This is a genomic window from Escherichia sp. TW14182 (assembly GCF_000208525.1).
GTDB classification, from domain to species: Bacteria; Pseudomonadota; Gammaproteobacteria; order Enterobacterales; family Enterobacteriaceae; genus Escherichia; species Escherichia ruysiae.
In genome coordinates, this window is record NZ_AEJZ01000115.1 from 1 (window position 1) to 15,122 (window position 15,122).

The window sequence follows — 15,122 nt, forward strand, 5'->3', positions numbered from 1 at the left end:
CCTTCCTGCAACTCGAATTATTTAGAGTATGAAAAAATGCGTGCTCTAAAAGCGCGCTGAAACAAGGGCAGGTTTCCCTGCCCTGTGATTTTTTACTTCTTAGCGCGCTCTTCGAGCATCGCTACTGCAGGCAGTACTTTACCTTCCACGAATTCGAGGAATGCGCCGCCGCCAGTGGAGATGTAGGAGATTTTGTCAGCGATGCCGAACAGGTCGATTGCTGCCAGAGTGTCGCCGCCGCCAGCGATGGAGAACGCTTCGCTGTCTGCGATAGCGTTAGCCACGATTTCAGTACCTTTACGGAAGTTCGGGAATTCGAACACGCCAACCGGACCGTTCCACAGAATGGTTTTCGCATTCTTCAGGATTTCAGCCAGTTCCTGAGCGGAAGCATCACCGATATCCAGGATCTGCTCGTCAGCTTTCACATCGTTAACAGACTTCAGGGTAGCCGGTGCGGTTTCAGAGAACTCAGTCGCTACGCGAACATCAGACGGAACCGGGATGTTGCAGGTGGTCAGCAGACGTTTAGCTTCGTCAACCAGGTCAGCTTCATACAGGGATTTACCCACATCGTGGCCTTGTGCCGCGATAAAGGTGTTAGCGATACCACCACCAACAATCAGCTGGTCAGCGATTTTAGACAGGGAGTCCAGAACGGTCAGTTTGGTAGATACTTTAGAACCACCAACGATAGCCACCATCGGGCGAGCTGGTTCTTTCAGTGCTTTACCCAGCGCGTCCAGTTCAGCCGCCAGCAGCGGACCTGCGCACGCAACGTCAGCGAATTTACCGATACCGTGAGTAGAAGCTTGCGCGCGGTGAGCAGTACCGAATGCGTCCATTACGAATACGTCGCACAGTGCAGCGTATTTTTTGGACAGGGTTTCGTCGTCTTTCTTCTCGCCTTTGTTGAAGCGAACGTTTTCCAGAACAACCAGTTCACCTTCAGCAACATCAACGCCGTCGAGGTAATCTTTAACCAGACGAACCGGGTTAGACAGTTTGTCTTTCAGGTAGTTAACAACCGGCAGCAGAGAGAATTCTTCGTTGTACTCGCCTTCGGTAGGACGACCCAGGTGGGAAGTTACCATCACTTTAGCGCCTTGTTTCAGAGCCAGTTCGATGGTCGGCAGAGAAGCACGGATACGTGCGTCGCTGGTTACTTTCCCGTCTTTTACTGGTACGTTCAGATCCGCACGGATAAATACACGTTTCCCAGCAAGATCCAGATCGGTCATCTTAATTACAGACATGGTGAATCCTCTCGTTGATTCTAAAAGTTTTGCAGACGCTGCTTGCGTCTTACCTGAAAGCAACAGTAGCCATAACTAACGTCGTGTCGAGCATTCGGTTAGCAAAGCCCCATTCGTTATCGCACCAGACCAACGTTTTGATCAGGTGTGCACCACTGACCCGGGTTTGGGTGCCATCGACAATGGCACTGTGCGGATCGTGGTTAAAATCTACAGAGACCAACGGCAATTCCGTATAGTCAACTATACCATGAAATGCACCTTGTGCTGCTTTTTGCAGCAACAGGTTGACTTCATTGGCTTTTACAGGTTTCTTCACCGTCACGCTTAAATCGATTGCCGTCACATTTATGGTTGGCACACGTACCGCAATCGCTTCAAAGCGATCGTTAAATTGCGGAAAAAATCGTGTGATACCGGCGGCCAGTTTAGTATCGACCGGAATGATCGACTGGCTGGCTGCCCGGGTGCGACGCAGGTCAGGATGGTATGCATCAATAACCTGTTGATCGTGCATGGCGGAGTGAATTGTGGTCACAGTGCCGGACTCAATACCGTACGCATCATCTAACAATTTGATGACGGGAATTATGCAATTCGTGGTACAGGAAGCGTTAGAAACGATGCGGTGTTCCGCACGAAGTTGATCCTGATTGACGCCGTAAACAACGGTCGCGTCGAGATCGTTACTGCCAGGATGTGAAAAGAGCACTTTTTTAGCCCCGGCGGCAATGTGCGCTTCGCCATGCTCGCGGGAGCCATATACGCCGGTGCAGTCGAGGACTACATCAACGCCAAGTTCACGCCAGGGGAGCGATTGCAGTGAACGTTCATGCAATACGCGGATGGCGTCATCACCAACAAAAAGTTGATCGCGTTCCTGACGTACTTCCCATGCAAAACGGCCATGACTGGTGTCATATTTCAACAAATGCGCCATGCCCGCAGCATCCGCCAGTTCGTTGATTGCCACCACGGTAATTTCCGCCCGGCGTCCGGATTCATACAAAGCACGAACCACATTACGCCCGATGCGACCGAAGCCATTTATCGCTACGCGTACGGTCATAGATCTCCTGCAAGGTTTTCCCTGAGCAAATTTGCCAGACAGAGTAATCCAGCAAATCGTCCGGGGAAACCTTACCTGTCGCAAACTGCGACTGATTGGTTAATTGTCGAACATTTAATCGACTGAAACGCTTCAGCTAGGATAAGCGAAACGTGGAATAAAAGGAATGATTGTCCAGTCAAAGAAGACAATTATCTGACTTACGTCACGTTTTCAGCCCCGCCCCTGTGGAATTTATTCCACTTTGCAGAATCACGAATAAGCGTAGCAAAATCTTTTCGTTGTGCCGTCACAAACCCTGACTTATATCAGAATATGACTGATGCAGCGTCGATATTATCCGCAATACGTCCGAGTTTCGGAGTACTCCAATGATGACATTGCCCTACCCATATTCTTCCTCCGCACACTTTTACGCGCTGCGCCTGCTCCCCGGGCAGGAAGTTCTCTCCCAATTGCGCGTCTTCGCGCAGCAACAACAACTCCACGCCGCGTGGATTGCAGGTTGTACCGGCAGTCTGACTGATGTCGTTTTGCGCTATGCCGGGCAAGAAAACACCACCCTTCTAAGCGGTAAGTTTGAAGTCATCGCACTGAACGGCACGCTGGAACAGAGTGGTGAGCATCTTCATCTCTGCGTTTCCGATCCACACGGCGCGATGCTTGGCGGTCATATGATGCCCGGCTGTACCGTGCGCACCACGCTTGAACTGGTGATCGGCTGCCTTGAGGAACTGGCGTTTAGCCGCCAGTCTTGCGCGCTTTCTGGTTACGACGAGTTGCATATTTCCCCCGTTAAATAACTACTTTCAGAGAGGTTTTCTTATGGCGCGTCGCCGCTTTTCCAGTCAGGCACTGGTGTTGATCGTTATCTCTATCGCCATCAATATGATCGGCGGGCAACTGGCCAGCATGGTCAAATTACCTATATTTCTCGACTCCATCGGCACACTTATTAGCGCGGTACTGCTTGGTCCGGTGATCGGGATGCTGACCGGCTTACTGACCAATTTACTCTGGGGATTGCTGACCGACCCGATCGCCGCCGCATTTGCGCCCGTCGCGATGGTCATCGGCCTGGTCGCCGGTTGGCTGGCGCGAGCGGGTTGGTTTCGCACCCTGCCGAAAGTCGTTGTCAGCGGCGTGATTATTACGCTTGCGGTCACTGTCGTTGCTGTACCGTTACGTACTGCTCTGTTCGGCGGTGTCACCGGTAGCGGAGCCGATTTGTTCGTTGCCTGGATGCACTCTATGGGGCAAAACCTGGTGGAGTCGGTGGCGATTACGGTGATAGGCGCAAACCTGGTCGATAAAATTCTTACAGCGGTGATTGTCTGGCTTTTACTGCGCCAGCTGCCGATTCGCACCACGCGTCATTTTCCGGCAATGGCTGCCGTGCGCTAAATGCATCCGTTTACCTCATTAACGCTGTGGGCGCTGGCAGCCTGCACCACGCTAATCCTGCCCGCGCAGACCATTTTGCCAGTCTATAGCGCGGCGACCTTTCTCTGCCTTATTGCGTTAAAGGCCACGCGGCGGCGAGCAAAATATGTCGCCTGGCTGATGTTTTCGCTGGGGGGCGGCCTGTGGCTGGTGCACGGTGGCTGGCTGACAGAATGGATAAGCGGAACACCGCGCAACCCAGAACGTTGGGCATTTGCTATTACGCTCTGGCTGCGCATTCTGGCGATTGTTTCCACTTCGCAGTTGTGGATGCAGTACGTCCCCGTGCAACGATTTATCCGCGCTTTGTTTGCTTCTCGCCTGCCGCCGGGCGTCGCTTATCTGTTTGCCGGACCGCTGCTGGTCGTTGAGCAGTTAAAACGGCAATTAGCGATTATTCATGAAGCACAGCGTGCGCGTGGCGTGCCGCTGGATGAAAGCTGGTATCAACGCTTATGTGCGATGCCGGCGTTAATCATACCATTAACCCATAATGCGCTTAACGATCTGGCGATCCGTGGTGCGGCGCTGGATATGCGGGCATTTCGCTTACATAACCGGCGCACTACGCTATGGGCACCACCTGACAGTAAATTACAAAAAGTGGCTCGTTACACCATGATATTGCTGATGCTGGCAGAACCGGGAGTGTGGCTATGGTTACGTTAGAACAGTTTCGCTATTGCCCGACGCACTCAACGCACTCTCCATTCTGTTATGACTTTCACTATGACAACCCGGGGATGGTCGCCATCTTTGGAGACAACGGCAGCGGCAAAAGCACGCTGGCGCAACTGATGGCGGGTTGGTATCCGGACTTCCTGCCGGGTGACATCGCTGGCACGGGAATGCTCCTCAATACGCCCATTGGGCAACTCTCGCTAAGCGAACAAGCCGCTACCATTCAACTCGTCCAGCAATCTCCCTATTTGCAGCTTTCCGGCTGTACCTTTAGCGTGGAAGAAGAGGTTGCCTTTGGGCCAGAAAATCTGTGTCTTGATGAAGCAAAGGTTATGGCGCGCATTGACGCTGCCCTGACCCTGACCGAGTGCCAGCCGTTGCGTCATCGCCATCCGGCAACACTCTCCGGTGGAGAAACCCAACGCGTGGTTATCGCCTGTGCCATCGCTATGCAACCAAAACTATTAATTCTTGATGAAGCCTTTAGCCGCCTGACATCACAAGCCAGCGAAATTCTGTTGCAGCGTTTGCAGCACTGGGCGATGGAATGCGGTTCGCTGGTTATTCTGTTTGAACGTCATCCCACACCTTTTCTGAACTATTGCCAGCATTCCTGGCGGTTACATGACGGAGTACTCCAGCCATTATGTTAACGTTAAATCAGGTGACTTATCGCTGGCCTGGCGCGGCAACAGATTGTCTTTGCGACATTTCGCTGCAACTTAAACAAGGTGAATGGCTGGCGCTGACCGGCGACAACGGCGCGGGAAAATCGACACTGTTACGCATCATGGCGGGTCTTCTTCCCCCATCTTCCGGTACAGTAATATTGCAACAACAGGCATTACATACGCTTAAGAACCGCCAGCGCGCGGCAAAAATTGGCGTACTGTTTCAGGAAGCGGAAAACCAGTTGTTTCATAGCACCGTCGCCGAAGAGGTCGCCTTTGGTCTGAAATTACAAAAATTCTCACCCGCAGACATCGCAAAACGCACCGAATACGCCCTGCAATGTTGTCAGTTAGCAGACGTTGCCAGCGCGCATCCGTTAGACCTGCATAGCGCACAGCGACGGATGGTCGCCGTCGCCAGTCTGGAAGCTCTCGCCCCGTCACTGTTGTTGCTGGATGAACCCAGTCGGGATTTTGACGAAAACTGGCTGGGCGTGTTTGAGTGCTGGCTGGAAAAATGCCGCCAACAAGGCGCGAGTGTCGTGGCAATCAGTCATGACGCCGCATTTACCCGGCGTCATTTTTCCCGTGTTATCCGTCTGGAAGACGGCACTGTGAAAGAGGTCAATCTGCCAGACGATATTCGCCGCTAGCCGTCATCATTAAGGTCAAATTTGCGGGCAGACTCTGTTCAAGCACCCGGCGAACATTTGGGCCGTCGGTACGTTCATAAAAGGCTTCAGCGTCTGCCAGCGATAACCCTCCCGCCAGCTTGCGCCCCACCAGCCGTTCCCGTAACGCAGCTGCGGGCGCGTTGATAAAGATCGAGAAATCACAAAATTGCGCAAGCATGCGCCATTTCTCGTCATCCAATAACAGCCAATTTCCTTCTACGATAATGATCGGTGCAGTAACGTGTAATGCATCTTCTATGGGATCATGCTTTTGTCGATCGTACTGCGGCCACGTACAATCCCCTTCCACTGCCCGGCGCAGATTTTCCGCCAGTTTCGCCACGTCGAACGTCTGCGGTGCGCCTTTATAAGAGCGAAGCTGATGCTCATCCAGCCAGATGTTGTAATGGTGAAAACCATCCATCGGGAGCGTCTGAATAGCGGGTAGTTCCGGGTCTTGTTGCGCGAGATATTCCCAGAAGGTGGTTAGGGTAGATTTACCCGTCCCCGGCGGAGCGCAAAGAAATACCACCGCACGCCGCTGTGGATTTACCGTCTGTAAGGCCGCCAACATGCGCAGCAACGGTTTATGTACATTTTTTATCTCATCATCATGGTACTGCGCCTGTACCTTCAGCCCATTCACCGTTAATTCAATTTTCACGGCGTTAATTCCTTTAAGGTGGTCGTTACTGCCAGCGTCAGCGCCGTTTTGACCATCCCGCTAAAACGCACCTCTGACCAGACGGCGAAATCGGCGAACTTCATCGCCTTTAACGCATCATAGAGCGTCGCATTGCGGGTTATACTATTGACGTTGCTGATAAAATCCCAGGTTATGTCATCGGCAAATCCTGGGGGGGCATCCTGTTCGTTCAGGTAATGCCAGAACTGGGAAAAATGCGTGATATCGGCGTACAGCCATTTATCCATTTTCCCCAGCGCATAAATCAAACGCAGCGCAACATCAATATCGTCAAGCGGGCCGCTTTGGGCGAGTAACGGTTTCACTGCATATTCGACGATCTCTTCATCGTTATCGACAAATAGCGACGGCAGAAACTGGCGTATCCCCTGGAGCAAAATAGAATGCGCAGTTTTCATAAATGAATATAAATTGTCCTGTGCGTCCAGTTGCTCAAGCACATCATCTTCTGTCAGCGTCGCCATTCGTCTTCCGATAGATCACCATCAATGCAGGGAATCAATTATATTACACGTTTGGTCCGCGCCGCCGATCAGTAATGTCTGCGTCCGCACTCCATTCGCCGTCTGTTGTATACCGTTCACCAGCTCTCCGCCCGTGACGCCTGTGGCGCTAAAGAGGATATCTTTCCCCCTCACCAGTTCGTCGAGTGAGTACACACGGTTAACGTCAACCCCCATTTCCTTACACCGCTTGCGCTCCTGCTCTGCAATTTGCCGATTTTCGGTGTAGTCACCTTTGGCCTGGCAAAAATCGATTAATTCCGCCTGCATATCCCCGCCTAATGCTTTAACAGCACAGGCAGAGATAACGCCTTCCGGCGCGCCGCCGATGGTGTACATCACGTCGTAAGGATTATCCTGCCAGCAGGTCAGTACACTGGCGGCGACATCGCCATCCGGCAGAGCAAAAACCTTCACGCCAAGCTGCGTCGCTTCCTCAATCGCGGCACTCAGGCGCGGTTTATCAAGCGTAACCATACGTAACCGATCCAGAGGTTTGCCTAACGCTTTCGCCACGTTGCGCAAGTTTTCTGTAAGGGGCAAAGACAGATCGATTGCCCCGGTAGCCAGTCGGTTAACGACCAGTTTTTTCATATACATATCGGGCGCATGTAGCAAGCTGTCTCGTGGGGCGAAGGCCATGACCGCCAGCGCATTGCTCTGCCCCATCGCCACCATCCGCGTGCCTTCAATCGGGTCAACCGCGATATCGACTTCTGGCCCATCGCCTTTGCCCACCTCTTCGCCAATCCACAGCATCGGCGCATGGTCAATTTCTCCCTCGCCGATAACCACTCGTCCACGAAAAGCGACGTCGTTTAATGCCTGGCGCATCGCGGTGACCGCCAGGCCATCAATTTTATTTTTGTCGCCACATCCGGTTTGCGGCCAGGCAGCCAACGCTGCCTGTTCCGTAACGCGAAATAATGGCCACGCCAGGGACATCATTGCGCGGCCTCCCCGATATCAACGCCAAATTGCGCCAGCAGATATTTCTCGGCCTGTTCATTCCAGATGCCGTGCGTTTCCTCAACCAGCCGCGCCAGCTCTTTAAACAGCGGATCGGTTTTGCCTTTTTCGGCAAAATCGGCAATGGCAGTGAGCGGCATGGTCACGCCGTTATAAATGAGTTTTTTACCGCCGGGGATATCCGGCAGATTGAGCACGGTTTCTGGCACCGCATCCAGCCCACCAATATGGGTCACCATAAACGACGGTTGCAACTGCCCCGTGGCGCTAAGGGCAATCGCCTCTTTCATATCGTCCGTTGAACCGCCGGATGTACCGACGACGTGCGTGCTGTTGTAATGGACGTTGTAGAAGTTAAACGGCACTTTGAAGTTTTTATCCGTCGGGCCGGCAAAGAAGTTCAGGCAGCCGTCTTCTGCCAGCAACTCATCAGCCATCTCAACGACCGAAGGCACCGCTGCATAGACAAACACGTCATCGAACCCGGCATCTCCTGTCAGCGTCCGCAGCGTCTGGACTGGATCGCTCATCCCTTTGGTATTCACATACACCAGCTCAATGCCTTTACTGGCCGCCAGTTCTACCGGCAGCAACTTCTGCACCTGTGCCAGGCGTTTTTCGTCGATATCGACCACCACTACCCGCGACGGTTGTATGCCGCCGTTAATGGCGTAATCGATAGCGCCAATTCCCATCGGGCCAGCACACGCCAGCAGCGCAATATTGCCGCCAGGTTTGACGCCCATGCGGTGCTCATAAACATATTGTGTGGTGTGATAATTGGCATGATAAGCGCCAATAATGCAGCACATCGGCTCCGCCAGCGACGCCGCTGCAAAATAAGAACCGTGATAAGGTAATACACAGCCCAGGTTAATGGCGATTTCGGGAATAATCATATAGGTGGCATTACCGCCGAAATATTCGTAGCTGTATCCGGCTGAATATCCACTGGGTAATCCCATTGCTGGTTGCAATACAAAACGCTGGCCTTTTTTATATTTGCCAGTGAGATTTTTACCCACTTCGACAATAACCCCGGCACATTCATGCCCGGTAATGACCGGATGATTTTCTAAATCGTCGGGTACGCGTTTATGTTCACTACCGAGTAACGCCGCTTTCCAGGTCGATAAACAGACGCTGTCAGAAATTACACTCACTAACAGTTCATTATCGGTAATTTCGGGCAGTTCAAATTCGCGCAGACGGACGTCCCGCTTGCCATAAATAGCAGCAACTTTGGTTTTCATTTTTATCTCTGTAATCAGTGTTTATGTTCGGCGGTTAATTGATTAAATAAGGTGTCGAGCTTTGGATCACCAATATAGTTATTAATCAATATCAGCGGTTTATCCGTCACACGTTTCACGCGTCCTTCCAGACTGGCGTGTGTGACCACAATATCGGCATCCGCAGGCACGTTTTCTATCGCGTAATGTTTTACTTCTATTGCCAGCCCCGCTTTTTCCAGGCGCTTACGGAAGGTGGTTGCGCCCATCGCGCTGGAGCCCATCCCCGCATCGCAAACAAAGGCAATACGCTTAACCCGGCATAACGAGAATGCACCTTCTTGTTTCATCGCTTTAACCGCATTGGCTGACTGAGCAAACTCATCTTCGCTCTCCGTTTCCACCGTTTTTTCCATCTTCAGTATCAGGGAAGTGATGGCAAAGGACACCAGAGTACCGAGCGTAACACCGGCGATTGTCGCCAGGAACGAACCTTTCGGCGTCAGTGCCAGGTAGGCAAAGATAGACCCCGGACTTGGGCCTGCCACCAGACCACCGTCCAGCAAATTAAACATCCAGGTTCCAGACATACCGCCCGCAATCATGGCGATAATGGTCAGCGGCTTCATCAACACATACGGGAAATACAGTTCGTGGATGCCGCCAAGAAAGTGAATAATCATCGCCCCGGGCGCAGAACGTTTACTCATCCCTTTACCAAACAAGGTAAACGCCAGCAGCAGTCCTAAGCCAGGCCCCGGATTCGACGCCACCATAAAGAAGATGGATTTGCCGTTAACCGAAGCCTGTTGCATCCCCAACGGGTAATAGACGCCCTGATCTATCGCGTTATTGAGGAAAAGCACTTTCGCGGGTTCATTGATAACAGACAGCAGAGGCAGATATCCCGCATGTACCAGCGCCTCAATACACTCTTTGACGAAAGTATTGGCAATTAACACCGCTGGACCGATAACTTCAAAACCTAGCAGGCAGAGAGCCATCCCGGCGATACCTAATGAGAAGTTATTGATAACCATCTCAAAACCAGCGGGGATGCGTTTTTCCAGTGCCTTATCGATATATTTAATCATCAGGCCGCCAAGCGGTCCCATAATCATCGAACCCAGGAACATGGGGATTTCAGCACCCACAATTACGCCAATCGTCCCTATTCCCCCCATCACCGCACCGCGTTTACCGCCGACCAGGTGACCACCGGTAGAACCAATCATCACCGGTAATAAATAGGTAATCATTGGACCGACAATTTTGGCGAAATGTTCGTTAGGCAGCCAGCCGGTAGGAATAAATAATGCAGTAATAAAACCCCAGGCAATAAAAGCACCGATATTGGGAATGACCATAGCGGTCAAAAAGCCCCCAAAAGCCTGAACCTTTGCACGAGCAGACTTGTTTTCCATAATATTATCCTGTAGAGGAGAGAGTTATTATTCGCGGCTGATAATGTCCGCTAATTGTTTTTCTGATGATGCTGTTAAGAGTTGTTCAAGTATTTCTTCTTCGCACAGTAATTCACTTAACGCCTGAATAGCGCCAATGTGCGAATCGGCATCGGCAGCAGAAAGCCCGATGAGTAATTTAATCGGTTCGTCATTCCCAGGGAAATAAACACCTTGTTTAAGTAACGTCAAAGACATTCCGGTTTTGAGCGCCCCACATTCTGGTCGCGCATGAGGCATTGCCACGCCTGCTGCGAGAATATAATAAGATCCGTTGTTAATGGTGGAATCTTTAATAGCCTGAATGTAATTCTCGTTGATATAATTTTTTGTTAATAATGATGCCATCGAAAAATCAATAGCCTCCTGCCAGTCTTTAGCTGCATGTATCACTGAGATTGATGATTCTGGAAAATAATCAATAAGCCGCATAAATTATCCCTATTTTTAGAGTACCGACTGTCGGTGAAAATAAAATACGCGCGCAAAAAATTGAAAGCAATTGGGCTAAAAAGGCGAACCACCAGAAGAGGAGAAATAAACAAACCATAAATAAAAATAAGTTGCGATTAACAATTATAAAGTCAACTTTCTGTTTGTGAGTTGGATTGCAAATAAGACAAATTTATGATTGCTGTGTTTGTGATCATGCTCATCATTTATAGCTTGAAAGTACGAAAACGGATAAAATTAAATCTTACAGCCCCTTCTTTATAGATTCTTAATTGTTCGAGGTTGACTGTTATCCTCACATCAGGGGGGCATATTCCTTGCTTTGCTCAATTTCTGACGCTTATGAGAAGTCGATTGAAGATCGAATGAAAGCGGAAGTCGCCATTGCCATACGTAAACAAAATCTGGAAACAGAGAAGATCCTGGCGCAAATTGCCGTAACGCAGGCTCAGGCAGAAGCAGACAGCAGCTAAAGCGGAGACTATTGCGTAAGAGGTGCGGCTGAAGCCGAAACTATTCGCCTGCGGGGTGAAGCTCTGCGGGACAATCCCGGTCTTGTGCCCTTACCACTGCTGAGCGTTGGGATGGCAAATTACCCGATACCATGAACCCCGGCAGTACCGTTCCGTTTATCTCGACCAAGTAAAAAGAGCCGCGTTTGCGGCTCTTGAGACTGATGGCAAAGGCTAAACTGCCTGATGCGCTACGCTTATCAGGCCTACACAGTCCCTGCAATTTATTGAATTTGCATGATTTTGTAGGCCGAATAAGGCGTTCACGCCGCATCCGGTAGGAACAACACGCACTTTGCCAACAATATGAAGGGCTGCTTTCGCGACCCTTCTCACAAAGCATCTTACCGATTACAGCAGTTCTTTTGCTTTCGCTACCACGTTTTCAACGGTGAAGCCGAACTCTTCAAACAGTTGCTCTGCCGGTGCAGATTCACCGAAGGTGGTCATGCCGACGATAGCACCGTTCAGACCAACATACTTGTACCAGTAGTCAGCAATACCCGCTTCTACTGCAACGCGTGCAGTAACCGCTTTCGGCAGTACGAATTCACGGTAAGCAGCGTCCTGCTTGTCGAATGCGTCGGTAGACGGCATGGAAACCACGCGCGCTTTCACGCCTTCGGCAGTCAGTTTTTCGTAAGCGGCAACAGCCAGCTCAACTTCAGAACCAGTAGCAATAAAGATCAGTTCCGGCTGACCGGCACAGTCTTTCAGCACATAACCACCGCGCGCGATGTTTGCCAGCTGCTCTTCAGTACGTTCCTGCTGCGCCAGGTTCTGACGGGAGAGGATCAGCGCGGTCGGGCCGTCCTGACGCTCAACGCCGTATTTCCACGCTACAGCGGATTCAACCTGGTCACACGGACGCCATGTAGACATGTTCGGGGTCACGCGCAGAGAAGCAACCTGCTCAACCGGCTGGTGAGTTGGGCCATCTTCGCCCAGACCGATGGAGTCGTGGGTGTAAACCATCACCTGACGCTGTTTCATCAGCGCAGCCATACGTACCGCATTACGTGCGTATTCTACGAACATCAGGAAGGTGGAGGTGTACGGCAGGAAACCACCATGCAGGGAGATACCGTTAGCAATCGCGGTCATACCGAACTCGCGAACACCGTAGTGGATGTAGTTACCGGCAGCATCTTCGTTGATTGCTTTAGAACCAGACCACAGGGTCAGGTTAGACGGAGCCAGGTCAGCGGAGCCGCCGAGGAATTCCGGCAACAGCGGACCGAACGCTTCGATGGCATTCTGAGACGCTTTACGGCTGGCGATTTTCGCCGGATTAGCCTGCAACTTCGCGATAAACTCTTTCGCTTTCGCGTCGAAGTCAGACGGCATTTCGCCTTTCATACGACGGGTAAATTCAGCGGCTTCCTGCGGATAAGCTTTCGCATAAGCAGCGAATTTCTCGTTCCATGCGGATTCTTTCGCCTGGCCTGCTTCTTTCGCATCCCACTGAGCATAGATTTCAGACGGGATTTCGAACGGTGCATATTTCCAGCCCAGTTGCTCGCGGGTCAGGGCAATTTCAGCGTCACCCAGCGGCGCACCGTGGGAGTCGTGCGTACCGGCTTTGTTCGGCGAACCGAAACCGATGATGGTTTTACACATCAGCAGGGACGGTTTGTCAGTCACTGCACGCGCTTCTTCTACTGCGCGTTTGATAGATGCCGCGTCATGACCGTCGATATCACGAATAACGTGCCAGCCGTAGGCTTCGAAACGCATTGCGGTATCGTCGGTGAACCAACCTTCAACGTGACCATCGATAGAAATCCCGTTGTCATCGTAGAACGCAATCAGTTTGCCCAGCTTCAGCGTGCCCGCCAGAGAGCAAACTTCGTGGGAAATGCCTTCCATCATGCAGCCATCGCCCATGAAGGCGTAGGTGTAGTGGTCGACAATGTCGTGACCCGGACGGTTAAACTGCGCCGCCAGCGTTTTTTCTGCAATCGCCATACCGACTGCGTTCGCAATACCCTGCCCCAGCGGACCAGTGGTGGTTTCTACACCTGCGGTGTAGCCCACTTCCGGGTGGCCCGGAGTTTTGGAGTGCAGCTGACGGAAGTTTTTCAGTTCTTCCATCGGCAGATCGTAACCGGTGAGGTGCAGCAGGCTGTAAATCAGCATGGAGCCGTGGCCGTTGGACAGCACAAAGCGGTCACGGTCAGCCCAGGACGGATTCTGCGGGTTGTGTTTCAGGAAATCACGCCACAGGACTTCGGCAATGTCAGCCATACCCATCGGGGCGCCCGGGTGACCGGATTTGGCTTTCTGTACTGCGTCCATGCTCAGCGCACGAATAGCATTGGCAAGCTCTTTACGTGAGGACATTTTGACTCCAGATCGGATGATGAAGGGCACGCCCTTAACGACTTGACGACAGCGCGTTTTGGGCTACGCCGGAAAATTTGCCAACAATTTACCGCAAGCCGCGCGTCATGTACATGGAACATCCTTTTGCCGCTTCAGAAATCTCTGGATCATGCTCGCATGTTGCGCAATCTGCTCGCCCGTCCGCTGCGCTTTTCCTTATACTGAGACTGAGCGTCGATTCACCTGCAAACGGCGCATTTTTAGAATAATCCTGACCTTGTGCGGAAGAGAAAACATGAAAATTCGCGCCTTATTGGTAGCAATGAGCGTGGCAACGGTACTGACCGGTTGCCAGAATATGGACTCCAGTGGACTGCTCTCATCAGGAGCGGAAGCTTTTCAGGCTTACAGTTTGAGTGACGCCCAGGTGAAAGCCCTTAGCGATCAGGCATGTCAGGAGATGGATAGCAAGGCGACGATTGCGCCAGCCAATAGTGAATATGCTAAGCGTCTGACCACCATAGCCAACGCGCTAGGCAACAATATCAACGGTCAGCCGGTGAATTACAAAGTGTATATGGCGAAAGATGTAAACGCCTTTGCAATGGCCAACGGCTGTATCCGCGTCTATAGCGGGCTGATGGATATGATGACGGATAACGAAGTTGAAGCGGTGATCGGTCACGAAATGGGGCACGTGGCGTTAGGCCATGTGAAGAAAGGGATGCAGGTGGCACTTGGTACAAACGCCGTGCGTGTCGCAGCGGCCTCTGCGGGCGGGATTGTCGGCAGTTTATCGCAATCACAACTTGGTGACCTGGGCGAAAAGCTAGTCAATTCGCAATTCTCTCAACGCCAGGAAGCGGAAGCGGATGATTATTCCTACGATTTGTTGCGCCAACGCGGCATCAGCCCGGCAGGTCTCGCCACCAGCTTTGAAAAACTGGCGAAACTGGAAGAAGGTCGCCAAAGCTCAATGTTTGACGACCATCCGGCATCCGCCGAACGCGCCCAGCATATTCGCGATCGTATGAGCGCGGATGGGATTAAGTAAGGTCCGGTAGTACCGAACGTAGGTCAGATAAGGCGTTCACGCCGCATCTGACACGAATGGCACATTTGTCACCCCGCGCGCATTGCCGGATGCGATGCTGACGCATCTTAT

Annotated in this window: 15 protein-coding genes and 1 pseudogene; 7 read left to right on the top strand and 9 right to left on the bottom strand. The window is 51.8% G+C overall.

Going from position 1 to position 15,122, the window contains the following annotated elements; translation table 11 throughout:
- Positions 1-92: 92 nt before the first annotated feature.
- Both pgk and epd read right to left on the bottom strand, forming a co-directional pair.
- Positions 93-1,256 carry a phosphoglycerate kinase gene (gene pgk / locus EQY_RS0110895; protein ID WP_000111269.1) on the bottom strand — a complete coding sequence of 388 codons (1,164 nt, stop codon included), beginning with the start codon at positions 1,254-1,256 and terminating at the stop codon, positions 93-95.
- Between the two features lie 49 nt (positions 1,257-1,305).
- Complete coding sequence (gene epd, locus EQY_RS0110900; protein ID WP_000218481.1) at positions 1,306-2,325, bottom strand: erythrose-4-phosphate dehydrogenase; 1,020 nt, start codon at positions 2,323-2,325, stop codon at positions 1,306-1,308.
- 371 nt (positions 2,326-2,696) lie between these two features.
- On the opposite strand from epd, the gene EQY_RS0110905 reads away from it, so the two are divergent.
- The 5 genes from EQY_RS0110905 to EQY_RS0110925 are packed head-to-tail and all read left to right on the top strand — an operon-like array spanning position 2,697 to position 5,773.
- Positions 2,697-3,128, top strand: coding sequence for a PPC domain-containing DNA-binding protein (locus tag EQY_RS0110905; RefSeq protein WP_000988690.1), 432 nt, complete (start codon positions 2,697-2,699; stop codon positions 3,126-3,128).
- A gap of 22 nt (positions 3,129-3,150) precedes the next feature.
- On the top strand, positions 3,151-3,729 hold the full coding sequence (locus EQY_RS0110910; RefSeq protein WP_000124032.1) for an ECF transporter S component: 579 nt from the start codon (positions 3,151-3,153) through the stop codon (positions 3,727-3,729).
- Positions 3,730-4,437, top strand: coding sequence for an energy-coupling factor transporter transmembrane component T (locus EQY_RS0110915; protein ID WP_000553236.1), 708 nt, complete (start codon positions 3,730-3,732; stop codon positions 4,435-4,437).
- Positions 4,425-5,102, top strand: a complete 678-nt coding sequence (locus tag EQY_RS0110920; protein WP_000256984.1) for an ABC transporter ATP-binding protein — start codon at positions 4,425-4,427, stop codon at positions 5,100-5,102. The genes EQY_RS0110915 and EQY_RS0110920 overlap by 13 nt, the downstream gene beginning before the upstream one ends.
- Positions 5,096-5,773, top strand: a complete 678-nt coding sequence (locus EQY_RS0110925) for an ABC transporter ATP-binding protein (protein WP_000956938.1) — start codon at positions 5,096-5,098, stop codon at positions 5,771-5,773. The genes EQY_RS0110920 and EQY_RS0110925 overlap by 7 nt, the downstream gene beginning before the upstream one ends.
- Here EQY_RS0110925 and EQY_RS0110930 read toward each other — a convergent pair.
- From EQY_RS0110930 to cmtB, 6 genes are read right to left on the bottom strand one after another with little or no spacing between them, the layout of a single operon-like run.
- Positions 5,745-6,458 (bottom strand): nucleoside/nucleotide kinase family protein, encoded by a 714-nt coding sequence (locus EQY_RS0110930; protein WP_000687715.1) that lies wholly within the window; start codon positions 6,456-6,458, stop codon positions 5,745-5,747. The two genes, EQY_RS0110925 and EQY_RS0110930, sit on opposite strands and share 29 nt — an antisense overlap.
- Complete coding sequence (gene fumE / locus EQY_RS0110935) at positions 6,455-6,964, bottom strand: fumarase E (RefSeq protein ID WP_000224161.1); 510 nt, start codon at positions 6,962-6,964, stop codon at positions 6,455-6,457. The genes EQY_RS0110930 and fumE overlap by 4 nt, the downstream gene beginning before the upstream one ends.
- 21 nt (positions 6,965-6,985) lie before the next feature.
- Positions 6,986-7,951, bottom strand: coding sequence for a class II fructose-bisphosphatase (glpX, locus tag EQY_RS0110940; RefSeq protein WP_000987295.1), 966 nt, complete (start codon positions 7,949-7,951; stop codon positions 6,986-6,988).
- The gene (locus EQY_RS0110945) at positions 7,948-9,225 is read right to left on the bottom strand and encodes a zinc-binding dehydrogenase (RefSeq protein WP_000853234.1); all 1,278 of its coding nucleotides are present in this window, start codon (positions 9,223-9,225) and stop codon (positions 7,948-7,950) included. Before EQY_RS0110945 ends, glpX begins: the two co-directional genes overlap by 4 nt.
- A 14-nt stretch (positions 9,226-9,239) precedes the next feature.
- A complete protein-coding gene (gene cmtA, locus EQY_RS0110950; protein ID WP_000428775.1) occupies positions 9,240-10,628 on the bottom strand; it encodes a PTS mannitol transporter subunit IICB in 1,389 nt (462 codons plus the stop codon).
- 27 nt (positions 10,629-10,655) lie between these two features.
- Positions 10,656-11,099 carry a PTS mannitol transporter subunit IIA gene (gene cmtB, locus EQY_RS0110955; protein WP_001236693.1) on the bottom strand — a complete coding sequence of 148 codons (444 nt, stop codon included), beginning with the start codon at positions 11,097-11,099 and terminating at the stop codon, positions 10,656-10,658.
- A gap of 353 nt (positions 11,100-11,452) precedes the next feature.
- Between cmtB and EQY_RS23930 the strand changes: the two are divergent.
- A pseudogene (locus tag EQY_RS23930) lies at positions 11,453-11,766 on the top strand (SPFH domain-containing protein); the annotation flags it as partial.
- A 217-nt stretch (positions 11,767-11,983) separates the two neighbouring features.
- Here the strand turns inward: EQY_RS23930 and tkt are convergent.
- Positions 11,984-13,975 (bottom strand): transketolase, encoded by a 1,992-nt coding sequence (tkt, locus tag EQY_RS0110960; protein WP_000098607.1) that lies wholly within the window; start codon positions 13,973-13,975, stop codon positions 11,984-11,986.
- 277 nt (positions 13,976-14,252) lie between these two features.
- On the opposite strand from tkt, the gene loiP reads away from it, so the two are divergent.
- Positions 14,253-15,011 (top strand): metalloprotease LoiP, encoded by a 759-nt coding sequence (gene loiP / locus EQY_RS0110965; protein ID WP_010347931.1) that lies wholly within the window; start codon positions 14,253-14,255, stop codon positions 15,009-15,011.
- The last annotated feature ends 111 nt before the right edge of the window (positions 15,012-15,122 follow it).

What these genes read in the sequence shown, in the direction of transcription:
- fumE (WP_000224161.1), bottom strand. Translation starts at nt 6,964, where the DNA reads ATGGCGACGCTGACAGAAGATGATGTGCTTGAGCAACTGGACGCACAG.
- cmtB (WP_001236693.1), bottom strand. Translation starts at nt 11,099, where the DNA reads ATGCGGCTTATTGATTATTTTCCAGAATCATCAATCTCAGTGATACAT.
- cmtA (WP_000428775.1), bottom strand. Translation starts at nt 10,628, where the DNA reads ATGGAAAACAAGTCTGCTCGTGCAAAGGTTCAGGCTTTTGGGGGCTTT.
- EQY_RS0110910 (WP_000124032.1), top strand. Translation starts at nt 3,151, where the DNA reads ATGGCGCGTCGCCGCTTTTCCAGTCAGGCACTGGTGTTGATCGTTATC.
- EQY_RS0110945 (WP_000853234.1), bottom strand. Translation starts at nt 9,225, where the DNA reads ATGAAAACCAAAGTTGCTGCTATTTATGGCAAGCGGGACGTCCGTCTG.
- EQY_RS0110925 (WP_000956938.1), top strand. Translation starts at nt 5,096, where the DNA reads ATGTTAACGTTAAATCAGGTGACTTATCGCTGGCCTGGCGCGGCAACA.
- pgk (WP_000111269.1), bottom strand. Translation starts at nt 1,256, where the DNA reads ATGTCTGTAATTAAGATGACCGATCTGGATCTTGCTGGGAAACGTGTA.
- EQY_RS0110915 (WP_000553236.1), top strand. Translation starts at nt 3,730, where the DNA reads ATGCATCCGTTTACCTCATTAACGCTGTGGGCGCTGGCAGCCTGCACC.
- loiP (WP_010347931.1), top strand. Translation starts at nt 14,253, where the DNA reads ATGAAAATTCGCGCCTTATTGGTAGCAATGAGCGTGGCAACGGTACTG.
- EQY_RS0110905 (WP_000988690.1), top strand. Translation starts at nt 2,697, where the DNA reads ATGATGACATTGCCCTACCCATATTCTTCCTCCGCACACTTTTACGCG.
- glpX (WP_000987295.1), bottom strand. Translation starts at nt 7,951, where the DNA reads ATGATGTCCCTGGCGTGGCCATTATTTCGCGTTACGGAACAGGCAGCG.
- epd (WP_000218481.1), bottom strand. Translation starts at nt 2,325, where the DNA reads ATGACCGTACGCGTAGCGATAAATGGCTTCGGTCGCATCGGGCGTAAT.
- EQY_RS0110920 (WP_000256984.1), top strand. Translation starts at nt 4,425, where the DNA reads ATGGTTACGTTAGAACAGTTTCGCTATTGCCCGACGCACTCAACGCAC.
- tkt (WP_000098607.1), bottom strand. Translation starts at nt 13,975, where the DNA reads ATGTCCTCACGTAAAGAGCTTGCCAATGCTATTCGTGCGCTGAGCATG.